Origin of the sequence: Streptomyces sp. MK37H, assembly GCF_018035285.1 — a bacterium.
GTDB lineage: Bacteria > Actinomycetota > Actinomycetes > Streptomycetales > Streptomycetaceae > Streptomyces > Streptomyces endocoffeicus.
Genome location: NZ_JAAAYH010000001.1, coordinates 125,677 through 141,865 on the forward strand (window position 1 = coordinate 125,677; position 16,189 = coordinate 141,865).

At 68.6% G+C, this 16,189-nt stretch carries 16 protein-coding genes and 2 pseudogenes; 10 read left to right on the forward strand and 8 right to left on the reverse strand.

From position 1 onward, the window contains the following. Positions 1-30: 30 nt before the first annotated feature. The 4 genes and pseudogenes from GWI24_RS00640 to GWI24_RS00655 all read right to left on the reverse strand — a co-directional run bounded on the left by GWI24_RS00640 (position 31) and on the right by GWI24_RS00655 (position 2,585). Positions 31-879 carry an SDR family NAD(P)-dependent oxidoreductase gene (locus GWI24_RS00640; protein ID WP_210943822.1) on the reverse strand — a complete coding sequence of 283 codons (849 nt, stop codon included), beginning with the start codon at positions 877-879 and terminating at the stop codon, positions 31-33. After that, positions 876-1,505, reverse strand: a complete 630-nt coding sequence (locus tag GWI24_RS00645; protein ID WP_210943823.1) for a TetR/AcrR family transcriptional regulator — start codon at positions 1,503-1,505, stop codon at positions 876-878. Before GWI24_RS00645 ends, GWI24_RS00640 begins: the two co-directional genes overlap by 4 nt. Before the next feature lie 100 nt (positions 1,506-1,605). Further along, positions 1,606-1,773 (reverse strand): annotated as a pseudogene (locus GWI24_RS00650) (ISAs1 family transposase); the annotation flags it as partial. A gap of 221 nt (positions 1,774-1,994) precedes the next feature. After that, positions 1,995-2,585, reverse strand: a complete 591-nt coding sequence (locus GWI24_RS00655) for a TetR/AcrR family transcriptional regulator (RefSeq protein WP_210943824.1) — start codon at positions 2,583-2,585, stop codon at positions 1,995-1,997. 88 nt (positions 2,586-2,673) lie between these two features. Between GWI24_RS00655 and GWI24_RS00660 the strand changes: the two genes are divergently transcribed. Continuing rightward, positions 2,674-3,942, forward strand: a complete 1,269-nt coding sequence (locus GWI24_RS00660; protein WP_210943825.1) for an MFS transporter — start codon at positions 2,674-2,676, stop codon at positions 3,940-3,942. Further along, the gene (locus GWI24_RS00665; RefSeq protein WP_210943826.1) at positions 3,935-4,867 is read left to right on the forward strand and encodes an alpha/beta fold hydrolase; all 933 of its coding nucleotides are present in this window, start codon (positions 3,935-3,937) and stop codon (positions 4,865-4,867) included. The genes GWI24_RS00660 and GWI24_RS00665 overlap by 8 nt, the downstream gene beginning before the upstream one ends. Before the next feature lie 89 nt (positions 4,868-4,956). Here GWI24_RS00665 and GWI24_RS00670 read toward each other — a convergent pair. Both GWI24_RS00670 and GWI24_RS00675 read right to left on the reverse strand, forming a co-directional pair. Continuing rightward, positions 4,957-5,400, reverse strand: a pseudogene (locus GWI24_RS00670) (transposase); the annotation flags it as partial. Between the two features lie 51 nt (positions 5,401-5,451). Continuing rightward, positions 5,452-6,636: an LLM class flavin-dependent oxidoreductase gene (locus GWI24_RS00675; protein ID WP_210943827.1), complete on the reverse strand. Its 1,185-nt coding sequence runs from the start codon at positions 6,634-6,636 to the stop codon at positions 5,452-5,454. Between the two features lie 263 nt (positions 6,637-6,899). On the opposite strand from GWI24_RS00675, the gene GWI24_RS00680 reads away from it, so the two are divergent. The 5 genes from GWI24_RS00680 (at position 6,900) to GWI24_RS00700 (ending at position 11,590) form a co-directional block, all read left to right on the forward strand. Then, on the forward strand, positions 6,900-7,232 hold the full coding sequence (locus tag GWI24_RS00680; RefSeq protein WP_210943828.1) for a hypothetical protein: 333 nt from the start codon (positions 6,900-6,902) through the stop codon (positions 7,230-7,232). Positions 7,233-7,276: 44 nt separating this feature from the next. Further along, positions 7,277-7,801 (forward strand): flavin reductase family protein, encoded by a 525-nt coding sequence (locus GWI24_RS00685; RefSeq protein ID WP_210943830.1) that lies wholly within the window; start codon positions 7,277-7,279, stop codon positions 7,799-7,801. Further along, positions 7,798-8,256: a nuclear transport factor 2 family protein gene (locus GWI24_RS00690; RefSeq protein WP_210943832.1), complete on the forward strand. Its 459-nt coding sequence runs from the start codon at positions 7,798-7,800 to the stop codon at positions 8,254-8,256. The genes GWI24_RS00685 and GWI24_RS00690 overlap by 4 nt, the downstream gene beginning before the upstream one ends. Before the next feature lie 173 nt (positions 8,257-8,429). Beyond that, the gene (locus tag GWI24_RS00695; protein WP_210943834.1) at positions 8,430-10,382 is read left to right on the forward strand and encodes an NAD(P)-binding protein; all 1,953 of its coding nucleotides are present in this window, start codon (positions 8,430-8,432) and stop codon (positions 10,380-10,382) included. A gap of 578 nt (positions 10,383-10,960) precedes the next feature. Continuing rightward, positions 10,961-11,590: an isochorismatase family protein gene (locus GWI24_RS00700; RefSeq protein ID WP_247615663.1), complete on the forward strand. Its 630-nt coding sequence runs from the start codon at positions 10,961-10,963 to the stop codon at positions 11,588-11,590. Positions 11,591-11,734: 144 nt separating this feature from the next. On the opposite strand, the gene GWI24_RS00705 is transcribed toward GWI24_RS00700, so the two are convergent. Next, complete coding sequence (locus tag GWI24_RS00705; RefSeq protein ID WP_210943836.1) at positions 11,735-12,472, reverse strand: putative quinol monooxygenase; 738 nt, start codon at positions 12,470-12,472, stop codon at positions 11,735-11,737. A gap of 133 nt (positions 12,473-12,605) precedes the next feature. Here GWI24_RS00705 and GWI24_RS00710 point away from each other — a divergent pair, with 133 nt between their 5' ends. The 3 genes from GWI24_RS00710 (at position 12,606) to GWI24_RS00720 (ending at position 14,992) form a co-directional block, all read left to right on the forward strand. Further along, complete coding sequence (locus GWI24_RS00710; RefSeq protein ID WP_210943838.1) at positions 12,606-13,583, forward strand: YafY family protein; 978 nt, start codon at positions 12,606-12,608, stop codon at positions 13,581-13,583. 365 nt (positions 13,584-13,948) lie between these two features. Further along, a complete protein-coding gene (locus tag GWI24_RS00715) occupies positions 13,949-14,164 on the forward strand; it encodes an e9imm peptide (RefSeq protein ID WP_210943855.1) in 216 nt (71 codons plus the stop codon). A gap of 222 nt (positions 14,165-14,386) precedes the next feature. Next, complete coding sequence (locus tag GWI24_RS00720) at positions 14,387-14,992, forward strand: GNAT family N-acetyltransferase (RefSeq protein WP_247615664.1); 606 nt, start codon at positions 14,387-14,389, stop codon at positions 14,990-14,992. Positions 14,993-15,395: 403 nt separating this feature from the next. On the opposite strand, the gene GWI24_RS00725 is transcribed toward GWI24_RS00720, so the two are convergent. Then, positions 15,396-15,794 carry a hypothetical protein gene (locus GWI24_RS00725; protein ID WP_210943840.1) on the reverse strand — a complete coding sequence of 133 codons (399 nt, stop codon included), beginning with the start codon at positions 15,792-15,794 and terminating at the stop codon, positions 15,396-15,398. Positions 15,795-16,189: the final 395 nt, after the last annotated feature.

The following is a 16,189-nucleotide window of genomic DNA, read 5'->3' on the forward strand; positions in this document are numbered from 1 at the left end:
CTGTCGCGAGTGTGCCGAACGGTGCCGGGGTCAGTGCGCCGTCGTGAGGTGGCCGTCCAGGAGGGCGAGGCTGTGGGCACGCAGGGTCGCCCTGGCCTGTTCGTCGTAGGCCTGGTCGTTCACGCGGGCGGGCTGGAGGCGGTCGAAGAATTGGCCGGTGGTGCCTTCCAGAGCAGGATCGACGGCGAGTCGGCGAGTGGCCTCGACCCCGGACTCCAGGGTGTCGGCGGTGATGCCGATCTCGGACAGGACGATCTTGGTCGGCATATAGGTGCCGGGGTGCAGGCAGGTGGCGGTCAGCTCGGTGGGCGCGAACCGTCCGGCGAGGTCGAAGCAGTGCATGATCTGCGCGAGTTTGCTCTGGCCGTAGGCGCGTGTGCCTGAGTAGCCGCGTTCGAGCATGAGGTCGTCGAAGTCGAGCGGGTGCTGACCCAGGGACGAGACGTGGACGACGCGGGCGGCGTGATCCGTGGTGGCTGAGGCGCGCAGGAGCGGGAGCAGGTTCTCGGTGAGCAGGAAGGTCGCCAGGTAGTTCACCGTGAAGCGCAGCTCATGGCCGTCGCGGCTGGTGCGGCGTTCGCGTCCGTCGGGTTCGCCGGAGCCGATGCCTGCGTTGTTCACCAGTACGTCGAGGGTGTCGACGCTGTCCGTGATGGTGTCGGCCAGCCGGGCCACCTGGGCGAGGTCGGACAGGTCGGCGGTCGCGGTGAGGGGTGCGGCGGCGCCGGCGCCTCGTACCTCGGCGACAACCCGTTCGAGCTTGGCGGGGTCGCGGCCGTGCAGGACGAGTCGGACGTCGTGGTCGGTCGCGAGGCGCAGGGCGAGGGCGCGGCCGAGGCCGTCGGTGGCGCCGGTGATCGCGATGGTCGTGGCGGTCATGCCGGTCCTTCCTGAACGAGGCTGCGGGTGAGGAGGTCGATGAGGGCATCGACGAGGGCACGATGGGGCTCGCCGATGGGACTCGATCCGAGCGGCGGGGGTGCGGCGAGCACCTCGTACCAGAGGAGACCGAAGACGATCCGGGCGTCGAGCACTGGTGAACGACCTGTCGGGAAGTCCCCTCGCTCGACGGCGCGGCTCGTCAGGACCTCGAAGGCGGCGCGGCGGCGGGCGAGGAACTGTTCGCGGAAGCACGTGCCGAACTTCGGGTCGATCTGCGCCTGGGCCATCAGCGTGCGCATCACACGCATCACCGACGGGTCGAGGGCCAGCATGAACGACCGATCGAGGAACTGGCGCAGGTCGGCCGCGTAGCCACCGTGGTCCTCGAGTCCGATCTGGACGTCGGCCTTGAGGACCAGTGCGTCGAGCAGTACGTCGGCCTTGGACGGCCACCAGCGGTAGACGGTCTGCTTGCCGGTGCCTGCCCGCGCGGCGATCCCCTCCACCGTCAGGCCTGGGTAGCCGAGCTCGACCGTGAGCTCCCAGGCAGCGGTGAGGATCGCTGTGCGGCTGGCCTCGTTGCGCTTGCGGCCGGGCCGGGCCGACTCGGGTGCGGGCGGCATGGTTCCGAGGCTACATGAATCGAATCGAGACGTGCCGATTCGAAATGAGGGCAGGTTGCTGGACCGTGCTTACCGCAGCCGGCTCGGGTCCGCCTTCCGGCGCGCCTTCAGGGCGCCATGCACCGCACAGGCACTTGCCGTCCACCGCGATCGCCTGGCGCCTGCGATGGACCGGATCGGCCCGGGCGGCAGCCCGGTGGGCCCCGCGCTGTTCACGCTCCTGATGGGCGCGGGCGAACCGGAGCGGCGATGGGGGATGGGTGGCGGAACGAACACGGCCACCTTCGCGGATCTTGAAGGGCAGAGAACTCCATGATCCACAGGGGCCGTGTTCGCCTGCTTTCAGGGCCCACCACCGACGTCAACCAACAAGCTGGGACGAGCCGGGCAAACACCGGGGCCCTGACGCGCACCCTGACGCACGGCGGGTTCTGCTCAGGCAGACGGCGAAGTCCGCTTTGCCGGACAAATCTCATTGCCGGACAAATCTCAGTCGCTCGCGCCGAGAGTCTGCGCAAGTGCGTCGAGGGTCACGTCGACGATGACGCGCAGCTGCTCCGTGCTCGTTCCGGCTCTGCTCATGACGGCGAGGGACTGGTTCACGGCCGCAAGGTGGGTCGCGAAGGACTCGGCCGCCTCGTCGTGCAGTCGGCCGGCCTTCAGTGCGGCGCGTAGCCGGGTGTGCTGGAAGCCGATCGCCTCCCGTGCACGCGCCGCGACGCTCGCGCTCAGCACTGGGGTCGCCATGACAGTTTGGGCCACCAGGCATCCGTCGGGCAGACCGGGGTCCGCGATGCGTTCCAGGGTGATGTCGAAGAACGCCCGCGCGGCTGCCAGGGGCCGGTCGGCGGCGCAGGACAACGCGGCGTCGTACTTGTCTCCGTAGCGCGTGGTGTAGCGCTCCAGGCAGCGCATGAAAAGCGTGTCCTTGTCGCCGAGGGAGGAGTAGATGGAGCTGCGGTTGAGCCCGGTCGCCCGGGACAGGTCGTCCACCGACGTGTCCGCGTAGCCGGCCCGCCAGAACTGGATCATCGCGGCATCGAGCGCCGTGGCGATGTCGAACTGCTTCTTGCCTGCCATGCCGGCACCTCCCTCCTGCTCTGCCTTCTTAGTGGAGACCATCATCCCATCTTGAACTAATCAGTTCAAGATGGGTTAGAGTGAAGGCATGATCATGGCCGGATACCCCACGGATCTCACAGCGCAGCGACACGCGCACCGCATGCTCGCGGTCGGCGCCATCGCGTTTGTCTACACCGTTGTCATGGTGGGCGGGACACTGACGATCCCGCTGTATGTGCTGTGGGCCTCGCAATTCGGCTTCGGACCGCTCACCACCGTTGTCGTGTTCATCGCCTACGTCGTCGGAGTCGTCGGCACGCTACTCGTGGCCGGTTCCCTGTCCGACGTCATTGGCCGCCGTCCCGTTCTCGCGCTGTCGCTCGCCCTCACGGCGCTGAGCAATCTGGGGTTTGCGCTGGCAGACGGCCTCACGGTCCTCCTGATCTCGCGTGTGCTGAGCGGCGTGGCGACCGGGCTCATCACCGCGACGGCAACGTCGGCGATCGCGGAACTCGTGCGCGGGCCCAGGACGGCAGCCGTGCTGAGCACCGCGGCCAACATGGGCGGCCTAAGTCTCGGCGTCGTCGCCTCGGGCGTCCTGACACGATGCGTCACGGCACCGACTCACACCGTGTTCCGGTGCTATCTGGCGACGTGCGCCGTCGCCGGCGTCTCCTGGCTGGTCATCCCCGAGACCGCGGACCGAACGGCGTGCCGGCAGCCTCGTATCCGCCGCCCGGTCTTTCCCAACGGAGCAAGCCGGGTACGGTCGTTCGTCGCCGGCGGCGTGCTCGTCGCAGCCTCCGCGGGCGTCAACGGGTTCTTCTCCTCGCTGGCTCCTTCGTTCCTGCGCGACGACCTGGGCGTGTCGAACTTCGCCGTCATCGGCGTGGGTGTCGGCGCGCTGTTCATCAGCGCGCTGCTGGCGCAGATCGTCATGCCTGCGGCCCTTTTGCGACGCGACATCGGGACGGCCCTCCTGACCGCGGGGATGATCGTCATTGAGGCCACGCTGTGGACCCACTCCGCGCCGCTTTTCATCGTCGGCACCGTCTTCGCTGGCGCGGCGGTCGAAACGCTGTTCCGACACGGTCTGAGAGTTACCGACGCACTGTGCGATCCCGGCAATCGAGCCGAGCTCAATGCAACCTACTTCTTGTTCCTCTACGCCGGGCTCGTCGTCCCGGTCCTACTGCTCGGTTTCGCCGATCAGGCCGTCGGGACACGGGTCTCCAGCACCATGCTCGCCGCTCTCGTCGTGTCCACCGCGCTCGTGGGCCTGTCCCTCGGCCGACGCACCGAATCAACCAGCACACCTGACACCTTCAGCAGACCGTCAACACACCTCACACCAGTGGAGGAGAACCATGAATGACCCCGCAAGCACCCCCCGCGACTCCGGCAACCCGGTCCGCGACCTGCCGCTGCCCGACCTGGCCGGTTTCACCCACCGTTGGGTCGACGCGGGCGGCGTCCGGCTTCACGCGGTTGAAGGCGGTCAGCCGGACGGTCCAGCCATCGTGCTGCTCGCCGGGTTCCCTCAGACCTGGTGGGCATGGCGCAAGGTGATGCCGAACCTGGCCGACCGATTCCGAGTCATCGCGATCGACCTGCCGGGCCAGGGCCACTCCGAACGCCCGGACATCAGCTACGACACGCACACGGTCGCTGCGCACGTCCACGCCGCGGTCAAGGCGCTCGGAGTCTCGACATACTGGCTGGTCGCCCACGACATCGGCGCGTGGGTCGCCTTTTCCCTCGCCTTGAAGTACCAGAGCCAGTTGCGTGGCCTGGCACTGCTCGACGCCGGCATCCCGGGCATCACACTCCCTGACGCCATTCCGACCGACCCCGAGCAGGCGTGGAAGACCTGGCACTTCGCCTTCCACCTCGTGCCCGACCTGCCCGAGACACTGCTCGCTGGCCGCGAACGGGAGTACGTTGGCTGGTTCCTGAAGGTCAAGAGCCTCTCCTCCGACACCTTCGACGACGCCGAAATTGAGCAATACGCCGCGTCCGTGGGCGCCGGCGGCGGTCTCCGTGCATCCCTGGCCTACTACCGGGACGCCGCCGAGTCGGCGCAGAAGAACCACGAAGCGCTGGAACAACAGCGCCTGAGGGTCCCGGTTCTTGGGATCTCCAGCAGCCACGGCTCCATCCCCGACATGGCAGCTTCCATCAGGCCGTGGGCCGACCACGCCACCGGGATCGTCGTGCCGGACGCAGGACACTTCATCCCCGATGAACAGCCCGATGCCGTCGCTGCCGCGCTGACCGACTTCATCACCGAAGACGATTGAGACTGGGCGGAAGCAAGTGTTAGGACCGGCACCCGCGCCCCTAACCGACTCGGCTGTCCAGCATCGCAGTACTGCGACTCCACCTTCTCTCCGTGGCCGGCGACGGCGGTCTTGAACCCCTGGTCCACCAGGGCCTTCTTCACGGCGCCCGGCTCGGTGGCGGCCACCGTCCTGTCCAGCAGCGCGATACCGGCAGCGTTGTCGTGCCTGGAGGCGGCCAGCACCACCACCGCGATCACCAGACCCAGAACGTCAACTGCCAGGCTGTGCCTGCGGTCTGGCACTTATTTTGCCGCATCCCGCCCGGTGGTGACCGCGAGCACCCCGGCGGCGGCGCGCAGGCTCTGGGTGTCGAGCACCACCAGGCTGGGGTCGGCCGTCCCCCTCATCTCGCGGACCTGCCATCGCAGCAGGTCGTGGGGGAGGTAGTCCCACTGGCAGCCGGTGCGGGACTGGTACAGCAGGGCGTTGACGATCTCCCGCATGTCGTAGTTGCCCTGGTGGCCGCTGACGGAGCGATGCCGGGCCTTCCAGTCCCTCTCAGGCCGTTGACCAGCAGGGAAGGACAACTCCTGCTGAAGTAATCAGTCGGTCGCCACGGATTTCGCTTCCTGCTCGGCGGCGTGCTTGTCGCTCGCCGCCCGGAGTGCGGCCGCTTGACGAGCGTGCAGGTCGTCGTGGTGGCCTCGGGCCCATCGCTCGCTCGCCCGCAGCCGCGCGTTCTGGTTCTGGAAAACTGGCATGACGTGTTCGGCGAAGAGCTCGCACGAGCGCTTCGTCGCATCGAACCGTGCCCATTCGTTGCCCATGATCAGGTACGTGCCGAAGCCGCCGTCGCTCATCTCCTGAAGCCGCCGGATCTGCTCGATCGCGTCGTCCGGTGTGCCGATCACGCCGACCCCGCTGTCGACGACCCACTGGACGCGCTCCTCGGTCGTGGTACCGGCCGGGGAGAACTGCGGGGATGCCGAGACGTTCTGCATGTAGTCGAACCAAAGGTCGATACCGTAACGGACGTCCTCGACCGCTCGCTCGCGCGTCTCGGCGATGTGCATGGGCCCCAGCAGCCGCCACGTCGAGCGCGGTGCCGCGGGCGCCCCGAACTCCCGGGCCCGTTCCTCGACGATGCGGCGGTGGCCGGCCAACGCGTCGGTTCCACCCTGCATCGTCGCGGCGATCGACATGAGGGACAGCCCGTGCTTGCCCGCGATGCGCGGTCCGCTCGGTGACACCACCGCGGCGACGGCGACCTCGAAGTCCGAGTATGGCTTGAGCTGGACCATGGCGTCGTTCAAGGTGTACCGGCTGGTCTTGACCGAGATCGGCTCGTCGGAGTGGATCAGGTGCATGAGGACGTCGACGTCGAGTTCGAACGCGTCCCGTTGCTCCGACGGCTCGATACCGACCATCCGCGCATCGGTGGGGAGAGCCCCGGGACCGAGGCCGTACATGGCGCGGCCACGGGTGAGATGGTCGACGAAGATCATGCGCTCGGCGGCCCACAGCGGATTGTGGTACGGAAGGGAGAAGACGCCCGTACCGAGCTTGATGTGCCGTGTCTGCGGCGCGCAATGCGCGATCATCGTGATCGGATCGCCGATGAGCTCGCACCCGCACGAGTGGTGCTCGCCGAACCACACCTCGTCGAAACCCAGCATGTCGTAGTGCTTGACGAGTTCCACGTCCCGCCTCAACGCCCATGTGGGGTTCTGGGTGTTGGGGAGGTGAAACGGGGTGAGGAAGATGCCGAAGTTCATCCGATCAGCCATGTCTCCCGCTCTCTTCATCGCGGCGGACCGCAGCGAACAGCGATGAGTGAATCGACTTCAGTTTGAACGTTAGACACGGTGTGTCGGATCGTCAATAAGCCCGCAGCATCCTCAGTACTTGTGATTGACGGCACCCGCGGCCACATTTAACTTTGAGCTCGCTTAGGTTCAACCATGCGTCCTGGACAACCCCTGACACCGGCCGGTACCCGGGAACCGTCCGACGTCCGGCCGTCGGACGCCGTCGAGCGAGGGGAACCTTCATGTACGTCCAAGTCGACCTCCGCACACCAGCCGCCACTTCCGTCGAGCTACAGGAAGCCGACGACTTCCGCGCCTTCAAACTCGTGGTCCTGAGTCCGGACGGACACCCGGACGGCCTCGAAGACGCACTCCGGGACGTGGGCTCGATCGGCCCTGACGGGGACGTGTTCCTGCGGATCGACGCCGTCCGCCGGCTCGCCGGAGGCACTGCCGAGGACCCGGCGTGGACGACCGCCTTCGACCAGATGATCGACTACGCGCGCTCCCGTGGGTGGGTCGCCGGTGACGCCACGCTGCGTGCGCACCAAGAGCTGCGCCAGGGACCGGTGTGATGGCTCCCGCTCCCACCCCGCCCTCCGTGGCGACGCCCCGGACCATGCCGCCATCCGACGACTTCCGCCGCGTCATGGGGCACTTCGCCAGCGGCGTCACCGTCGTCTCGACATGGCGGGACGGCCGGCCCTGCGGCACAACCGTCAGCGCGGTCAGCTCTCTGTCACTCGATCCACCGATGCTCCTGGTGTGCATGAACGAGCGGTCCGCCACGGCGCGGGCGATCAGCGCTTCGGGCCACTTCGCCGTGAACATCCTGCGCGAGGACCAGGCCGCGACCGCCGAACGGTTCGCGCGCAAGGGCGACGACAAATTCGCGGGAGTGCCCATCTGCCGGGAGCCCGGCGGACTGCCCTTGCTCGTGGGCGCTCTGGCCACCCTGGAGTGCCGGGTGGTGCGGGAAGTCGTCGGAGGCACGCATTCGGTGTTCCTGGCGGAGGTGGACCGGGCCCGCGCCCGCGCAGGGTCTCCACTCGCCTGTTTCCGAGGCCGCCTCGGCAGCCTGGACGACGAACTCTGGAGCCCCGCACCGCAACGAGCCACCGTTCAGGGGCAGGAGGGCCGATGAGCACTGACCGAGTGACCGGCGGCACCGGCGCCCGGGCGGCCGGAGCCGAAGTGCTGCGCCGGTTCATCGACGCCATCAACGCCTGGGACTTCGATGCGATCCGCGACATCCTGGACCCCGGCTGTGTCTTCGAGATGCCGTTCGCGCCCCGTGACTTCCCTCGCCGTATCGAGGGGCGGGCCGCCACCGTGGAATTCCTCAGCCGTATGCCTGACTTCATCGAGCCGGAGAACCTCCACGATGTGACCATTCACGCCTTCACCGACGATCCGGCAGAACTCCTGGCGCAGTACCGGAGCGCGACACGGCTGCGGACCACGGGCGCGGAGTACAGCAACTCCTATGTGGTCCGGGCCCGGGTGCGGGACTGCCGACTCCAGCGCTTCGCCGAGTACTTCGATCCGGTCCCGCTCGTTGTGGCCATGGGAGGAACCGTACAAGTGCCCCCGGTGTAACGGCCCGCGCCCCGCTCCCACTGTACGGCCCTTCCCTGAGGGCCGTTTCCACGCGCTGCTCGACCCGGCGAGCGCTTGTCCTCGACGCGCCCGCCTTCCGCGCCGATGGACAGGCCGACAGCTCCCAACGCCAGGAGCATGCTCGCTCGGCCCTTCATCAGAAGTGAGACACCTTGACCGAATCACATCTTCCGGCAGCCGCCGCACCGCTGACCGTCGGTTCGTCGACACTGCGGAACCGGCTGGTCGCCACGGCCCATGCCAGCGGTTTCGTACGGGACGGGCTACCGCTCGACGGCGACGCCGAGTACTGGGGCCGTCTGGCGGCCGGTGGTGCGGCGCTGTTCATCTGCGGCGGTACGACGGTGGCACCGGAGTCCGCGCCGCGGCAGGGAAACATCCTTCAGCTCCATCGCGCGGAGGCGGTCGAGCCGCTGCGACAGCGGGTGAACGCCATTCACGCCGAAGGCGCGGTCGCCGTCTGCCAGCTTGTCCATCTCGGCCGGGAGACGCTCGGCGCGCAGTCGTACTACGCACCGGTCGCTCCCGCGGCCGTGCGCTCTCCCCGTGAGCCGACGGCGCCGCGCGCTCTGCTCGGCAGCGAGGTCGACGAGGTGGTGGAGGCGTTCCGCGTATCGTCCGCCCACGCTCTGGAGGCCGGGTTCGACGGGATCGAACTCCACGCCGCCCACGGCTACCTGCTCGAGCAGTTCCTCTCACCGCGCACGAACCCGCGCCGTGACGGGCTCGAGGTGCTGGAACGTGTGATCGCCGCGATTCGCGGGCTGTCGACCGCCGCACTGCTGGGCATCCGTTTCAGCGTCGACGCGTCGGAGGACGTGGCACTGAGGCCGGACGAACTGGCCGAGCTGCTGCCCACCGTCGATCCGTTGGTCGACTACGTCAACGTCACCGTCGGCGTACGCACCACGTACGTCCGCGACATGGCCACCGAGCGCCCGCCGGTGCTGGACGACCTGGCGCGTCTGCGGTCGCTCATCACCCGGCCGCTTGTGGCGTCCCACGCCTTCCGTACCGCGGCCGCGATCGGTGACGCCCTGGCGGCCGGAGCCGACCTGGTGGGGATGGCGCGCGCACTCATCGCCGACCCGGACCTTCCGCGTAAGGTGCTCACGGGACGTGCGACGGAGGTCCGGCCCTGCGTAGCCTGCAACGAGGACTGCCGGACGTTCGACCCGGTACTGCTGTGCGTGGTCAACCCGGACCTCGCACCGCCCGGCGAACCGCGTCGGCCGGCCGCGCCACTGGTGCGCGCGTGGCACCCGGCACGCGTCACCGGACAGCGCGCGGCCGTCGTGGGGGCGGGACCCGCGGGCCTGGAGTGCGCGCTGAGTCTCGCCCGCGCCGGGGTGGCGGATGTCGTCCTCTTCGAGGCCACCGACCGGCTGGGCGGACAGCTGTCCACGGCGGCCCTGGCGCCCCACCGCGCCGGTTGGGCCGCACTGCTCGGCTTCTACGAACGGGCGCTGTCCGCCGAGAGTGTCGATGTACGTCTGAGGCGGACGGCGGAGCCGGGCGGTGAACTCGACGAGTTCGACGCCGTGGTGCTGGCCACCGGCGCGGTGGAGACGTCAGCGCTGACCGAGGACGGGGCCGTGGTGTCGTCGGCCGCGCTGGCGCGGGGAGTCCCGTCCTTGGCCGGTGCCGCCCATGTGCTCGTGGCCGACGATGGATTCGGCTGGTGGCCGGGGTGCGATGTCGTAGAGCTGGCCGTAGCCGCGGGAGTACCCCGCATCACATTCGTCACCCCGGGAACGGCCTTCGCCGGAGCCATCCCGCCCGAGAGCCGCGTCCAGCTGCTGCGACGGTTGTCGGGCACCTGCGAACTGGACATCATGCCGCTGTGCACGGTAACCGGCATCGGCCCCCAGGGCGTCGCCGTCGTTCACCACACCTCCGGAGGAATGACCACCGTCCCGGCGGACCGGGTCGTCGTGGTGGGGGAGCGCCGCCCACGCGCCGCCCCGGACTGCACCAACCCCCTGGTACTGACAGTCGGCGACGCCGTGGTTCCGCGACGTGTCGCCCATGCGATCGCCGAGGGACGGGAGGCCGCGGTGAGAATCGCCGCCGCTGTACAAAGCCGTGTGAGGCCCACACCATAGAGCTCGAACGGGAAGCGGGCGGACATGAGCGCCGGCCGGATCGAACACACCGTCACGGACGGCAACGAGCACCCGTGGCATGTCCTCCTGCGGCACTCCGGCGTACGGCACTCCGGCGTACGACATGAGCGACCGTCGAAACGGGCTGAGGTTCGGCGGACCCGGCGGATCTTTGTGCCGTTCACACCGCAGGACGAGACTGGCGAAGCTGCGGTTGTCGTCATCGCGGTAGAGGGTGTTGTTCTCGGGCTGCGGTCGGTCGGGCTGTTCCCGCGGCCGGGCCCCGACGGCACGGACCTCGCGCCCACCGCCCCTGCTGCCGTGCACTGGCCGTGTTCTGGTTTCTGGTTGACGTTTCTTCCGTTTTGGTGGTTGTCCGTCAGGGTGTTGTGGGGTCAGTGGCTTTGGTTGCCGCTGGTGGGTTCAGGGATTGTCATTCGGGTTTCGGGTGACACGCCCTGCCCGGTCTTTGTACTCTCCAGGATCAGGACATATCCTGATAAAGTAAGCAAATTTGACTATCAAGGTCAGTGGCCAATCCGGCTGTGGCTCAAATGGCTCAATCCTCAAGGGAGTGGATGATGAGTGAGCACGGCAGGTTCTGGGAGCCGGTCACTGGCGAGAACGCCGCCGTGGTGTTGCTCGATCACCAGGTGGCTCTGCTGTCCGGGGTCCGGGATATCCCGCTCGGCGAACTCAAGCACAACGTAGTGGCGCTGGCACGTGCGGCGACCGTACTGGCCATCCCACTGGTCGTCACCACCACCGCGGCCGGCAGCATGTGGGGGCCGACCGCCCCTGAACTGGTCCAGGCGCTGCCGGCCGGACAGCAGATCATCGACCGCAGTACGGTCAACGCCTGGCACGACGACCGGGTTCGCGAGGCCATCGAGGCCACCGGCCGGAAGAAGCTGATCTTCGCCGGGGTGTCGCTCGAGGTGTGCGCGGCACTGCCGGCGATCTCCGCGAGGACCGCCGGGTACGACGCATACGTCGCGGTGGACGCTTCCGGTACCTTCAGCCAGGCCAAGCGAGAGGCCGGACTGCTGCGCATGCAGCAGGCGGGCGTCATCGTCAGCGACTACGCCACCCTCATGGTCGAGGCCCTGGCCGACAACGCCGCCCCCCAATCCGCCGCCCTCTACGCTGCGCTCGATATGCCGTTCGCTGTCCTGGCAGGCCAGATCTCCGCGGCCTACCGGGCCTAGAGACCCACCTTGGTCGACCAGTCCTCGTCCGCCGCGCTCCTGGGGCCTTTCAGGTTGCCGCCTCGGACTCCGAGCGCGAAAGAGCCACGCTGCAGCGCATGGCCCGCGGTCATGAGGTATCGAGAAGCCGCCTGCTTAGCCGAGTTAGGGGATGAGCGAGCGGCTTGTGGGTGTCAGTCTCAGTGTCCGGGGAGCTGCCGTCTGTTCCCTTCTGAGGCCCGTCAGGATTTCCCGGGTGCGGGGCTGTGCCTGTATCTCGGCGAGGTGTCGGCGCTGCGCTCGTTCGTCGGGGTACGAGGTGAAGACGACGGCGACGTTTTCTCCGGTGCGGACCGGCAGTCTGGTGAAGGTGTTGTGCGCGGTCTCGGTGGTGAGGGCGGCCAGTGGCGCGGGTCCGGTCTCGTGGAGCACGGGCAGAAGGCCGTCCCGGATGAGTGTGATGCCCTCCGGCTGTCCGGGAGGGAAGGACCATATGGTGGCGGAGATGAAGCGGTCCGGTGCCGGTGCCCCGGGTTGGGGCCGGCGGGAGGGGCGGACGGTGAAGCCGCTCCCGGCCGTCAGGGGCCGTAGCAGCAGCACATCGTCGGAGTCGGCCATGGTGGCGTTGGCCTGGGGACCGTGTTCGGCCCAGACGGGTCCGTCGTAGAAGGCGGTCAGTGCGTGGTGCCGTACCGTCATGTCTTCGAACCCGCGGAGCCAGACGAAGCGGTCCGGGTTATCGAGGTCCCGGAACTGGCCGAGTACGACCATCCCCGTCTCCTCCTGCGTTTCGATGAACTCCCGGTCGAAGAGTTCGATGAGTTCCTCGCGGCGGCCGGGACGCAGCGTGTACTGGCGAAGCTCGATCACAGCAGGGCGGCCGACGGCGTCGGTGGGGGACATGATGAAAACTCCTGTCCGGGGGCTCTTCTCCAGGTATGGATGTCCGGCGGGTTCGGTCGGGGCCGGACACCGATTGACGCTAGGGGAGCGGTGTGCCACATGCTGTCAGGGTTTTTCGAGGAGAATTGCGCGCATGTCCGCAGGCCGATTGCTGTCGCTTCTGTTGTTGCTGCAATCCCGTGGCCGCGTCTCCGCACGCGCCGTCGCCATTGAGCTGGGGGTGTCGGTGCGGACGGCCTACCGTGATCTGGCGCGCCTGCAGGCAGCCGGGATCCCGGTCTACGCCGAGCCGGGCCGCGGGGGCGGCTACCAGCTGCTCGAGGGCTATCGCACCCGCCTGACCGGGATGAGCGAGGGCGAGGCACGGGCACTGTTCTTCGCCGGACTGCCCGGCCCCGCCGCCGACCTGGGGCTGACGGCGGAGGTGAGCGCTGCGCGGCTGAAGCTCCTGGCCGCGCTGCCGGCGCAACTGCGCGAGGAGGCGGCGCGGACCGCGGCGGTGTTCCATCTGGATGCCCCGGCCTGGTACCGGGAGGCCGAACCGACCCCGCACTTGGCCTTGTTCGTCGACGCGCTGCTCACCGGGCGTGCGGTGGAGGTGCGTTACCGCCGCTGGCGCGCGCCGCAGGAGGTCAGCCGCCGTCTGCGCCCTTACGGCCTGGTCCTCAAATCCGGTATCTGGTATCTCGTGGCCGCCGGGGAGAGCCGGATCGCCACCTACCGGGTCGCCCACGTCCTCGACGCCGTGGTGAGCGAGGAGCGGTTCGACCGGCCGCAAGGATTCGACCTGGGCGCGTACTGGGCCTCCTACCTCGAGGATTTCCACGCACGCCGCTACACCGGCACCGCCACCATCCGCCTGTCCCCGCGGGGACGTCGGCGCCTGCCCGACAACGTCCCCCCGGAGGTGGTGCGGGCAGTGGACTCCACCGCGATCCCCGCCGGCGACGACGGATGGATCGAGGCCGTCATCCCGACCGAGAGCACCGACCACGCCTGCGGTGAGTTGCTGCGGCTCGGTACCGACATCGAGGTGCTCGCACCGGCCGAACTACGCCAGGCCATGGCCGCCACCGTGGGCGTACTCGCCCGGGCCTACGGACTCCACTGACGCCAGGACGCGCATCCGGCGTCAGGACGCGCATCCGGGCGGTCAGGGTCGCCGGGCTCTCCAGCCGGAGGCGAAGCGGTGGTTCACCGCGATGCAGGCAGCCGGCCACAGACGAGAAGTCCGACCGGGTGTGCAGACCGCTCCGTCAGTGGCGCGATGTGCGACACGCCCCCGGACCTCTCTGGCGTCGCCGGAGTACCTCGAAGGGTCGGCACGATTCCATCAAGCCCGCCAAGGACCTCCCATTCGCGATGCGCGGAAGTCCCGTTGCCGTAGGACGGTGCGGCCATGCTGCCTCGCCTGGCCGGCATGCCTCTCGTTAAGGTGACCTCAATTGGAGGAGGAGCCTGGTGGGTGCCGTGGAGATGGGCCGGGCCGAGGCGGTTGCGCTTGTTCAGCGGATCATGGATGCGGCCTACGCCTCCGAAGAGGAGGTGGACAGCTGGCTGGACATGCTCGACAGAGCCCTGGCATGCCCCACTGGACACGTCAGCAGTTTGATCTTCTGGCCGCCGGACCGGGAGCTCTCGGCCGATGAGGTAGTCGATCACGCCCTGGCGTATCGGCCGATGGCCCTGTGAGGCCCCGGCCCAGCTCTGGGCCCGGATGACGAGGGCGAGGGCTGCTGCCCGTGACCTGACTCCGGCCATCAGCCATCAGCCATCAGCTCAGGCGGCGGCGCGTGCTCGACCAGAAGGACAAGGGCCACGTCGGTGAGCTGTCTCGCCCCTCCTGTGCGCCCGGAGCCCGCGCCGCAGGCCCATTCTCTTGCGGCCGCTCACGCGACGTTCGATGATGAAGCGATGATGGAAGGGCAAACACCCACGTACTCGACTCGACTTCTCACATCGGACACCTGGGAAGACTTCGCGGCCCTCGTGGAGCGGCACAACGGTGTGTGGGGCGGTTGCTGGTGCATGGGCTTCCACCCCGAAGGGGTACGGAATGCCACAAGCCCGGAGGACAACAAGACCGGCAAACGAGCCCACGTCGAGCGCGGTACCTGTCATCAGGTCCTTGTCTACGCGGGTGCCGAGTGTGTCGGCTGGTGCCAGTTCGGTCCTCCGGCGGAGCTGCCCACCATCAAGAACAGCGCTGCCTACGCCAGAGAACTCGATCACCTCCCCGACTGGCGGATCGGCTGCGTCTTCACCGCCTCCGGGCACCGCGGGCAGGGAGTGGCCCGCGCCGCGGTCGCTGCCGCGCTGGAGGCGATCGTGGCAGCGGGCGGGGGGACGGTCGAGGCGTATCCGGAGCAGTCCGAGGGGCGGCCTGCGCAGCGCGGGGCCTACTTCCACACGGGGCCGGAAGGGCTGTACGCGGGCTTCGGCTTCGCCCGCCAGCGCAAGATCGCCAAATGGCGATGGGTCATGCGGCTCACCGTTCCCACCGGTCCCCGCAAGGAGTGACAGGCCGCCTCTGGCCGCGGCTCTGACCGCCTCGGACAGGGGCGCTGGAGACGCTCCCGCGAGGCGCTGTCTCTGCCTCGACCGGCTCCGTTCGGCGCAGGCGCGCCACGGGCGAGCGGCCGGTGCCTGGCTGCCGGAGCCACTCCTCCTGATCCGCGGTCTTGGACCGGGGCCGGTCTCAGCAGGACACCGCGCGCAGCGCCGCGGACCGGCGGCCCGTCAGCCGGTTCAGCCCGGGGGCGGAGGGTGTCGTCGGCGGGGATGTGCACAACCGCTGCATAGCCGACAACGGGTCTCATGGCGCATTCTGGTTCCTCATCGAGGCCGTGGCGGAGGACGTCAACGACGACAGGGCCCTCGCCCGCGGTATGTCGTCGACGGCATCCGTCCTGCACGGTTCGCGTCATGAGCCTGGTGGCCCGGCGCCGCTGGGAGGTGCTGAGGATCCGGGTGGCACGGGGGCCAGGAGGCCCGAGTCGCGATACCCCTCGCAGAGGGATTCGGAGGGTTCGGACACATCGTGGCTGGCCAGGCATACCCAGTGGCCGTTGGCAAGGTCCAGGGTGCAGGTCGGCGAGCCGTCTCCCTCCTGGCAGCCGTACCAGGCGGGTTCCCGCTCCAGCTCCCGGTTGAAGACCCCGGAGGGTGTGCCGCTGAGCACACCTGTGAGCCGGACACTGTCACCGGCGGGCAGAGGCAGGGTGCACCAGGCATTCTCCGGGCTGGGCACCGCGTCGAGTTCCTGCGAACACTGTTCCGCATTACGGTCATTGGCCACGACCACTTCGAACTTGGTTGTCATAATCACTTGTATGTAGACGGTACTGGGGTGCTTCGGTTTCGTGCTGACCGTGGGCGGTGCGGAGGATGTCACCTTCGTGGGCGGCGTCGATGATGCGCCGGTGGGTGCGTCGGGACGCGAGGTCGTCGGGGTCGTGGCGGGAGGTGAGCTGCCGCCTGACTTCGTCGCGGTCGCACGGGACGCAGAGCCGTCACTCGACTGCGTCGCGGCTGCGGTGGACGGGCCCGTCGACGACGCGGATGTCGGTCCGCTGCCCGAGCCGGCGCATCGGGCAAGGATGAGGATCATCCCGAACACGACCACCAGAGCCAGGACGAGGAGCAATCCGCGACGTCCTTCAGGGTGCGGGGCCGGGGTCCCCGCACGGCTGTCTGCCATCTGTTCCTCCGGCTGAG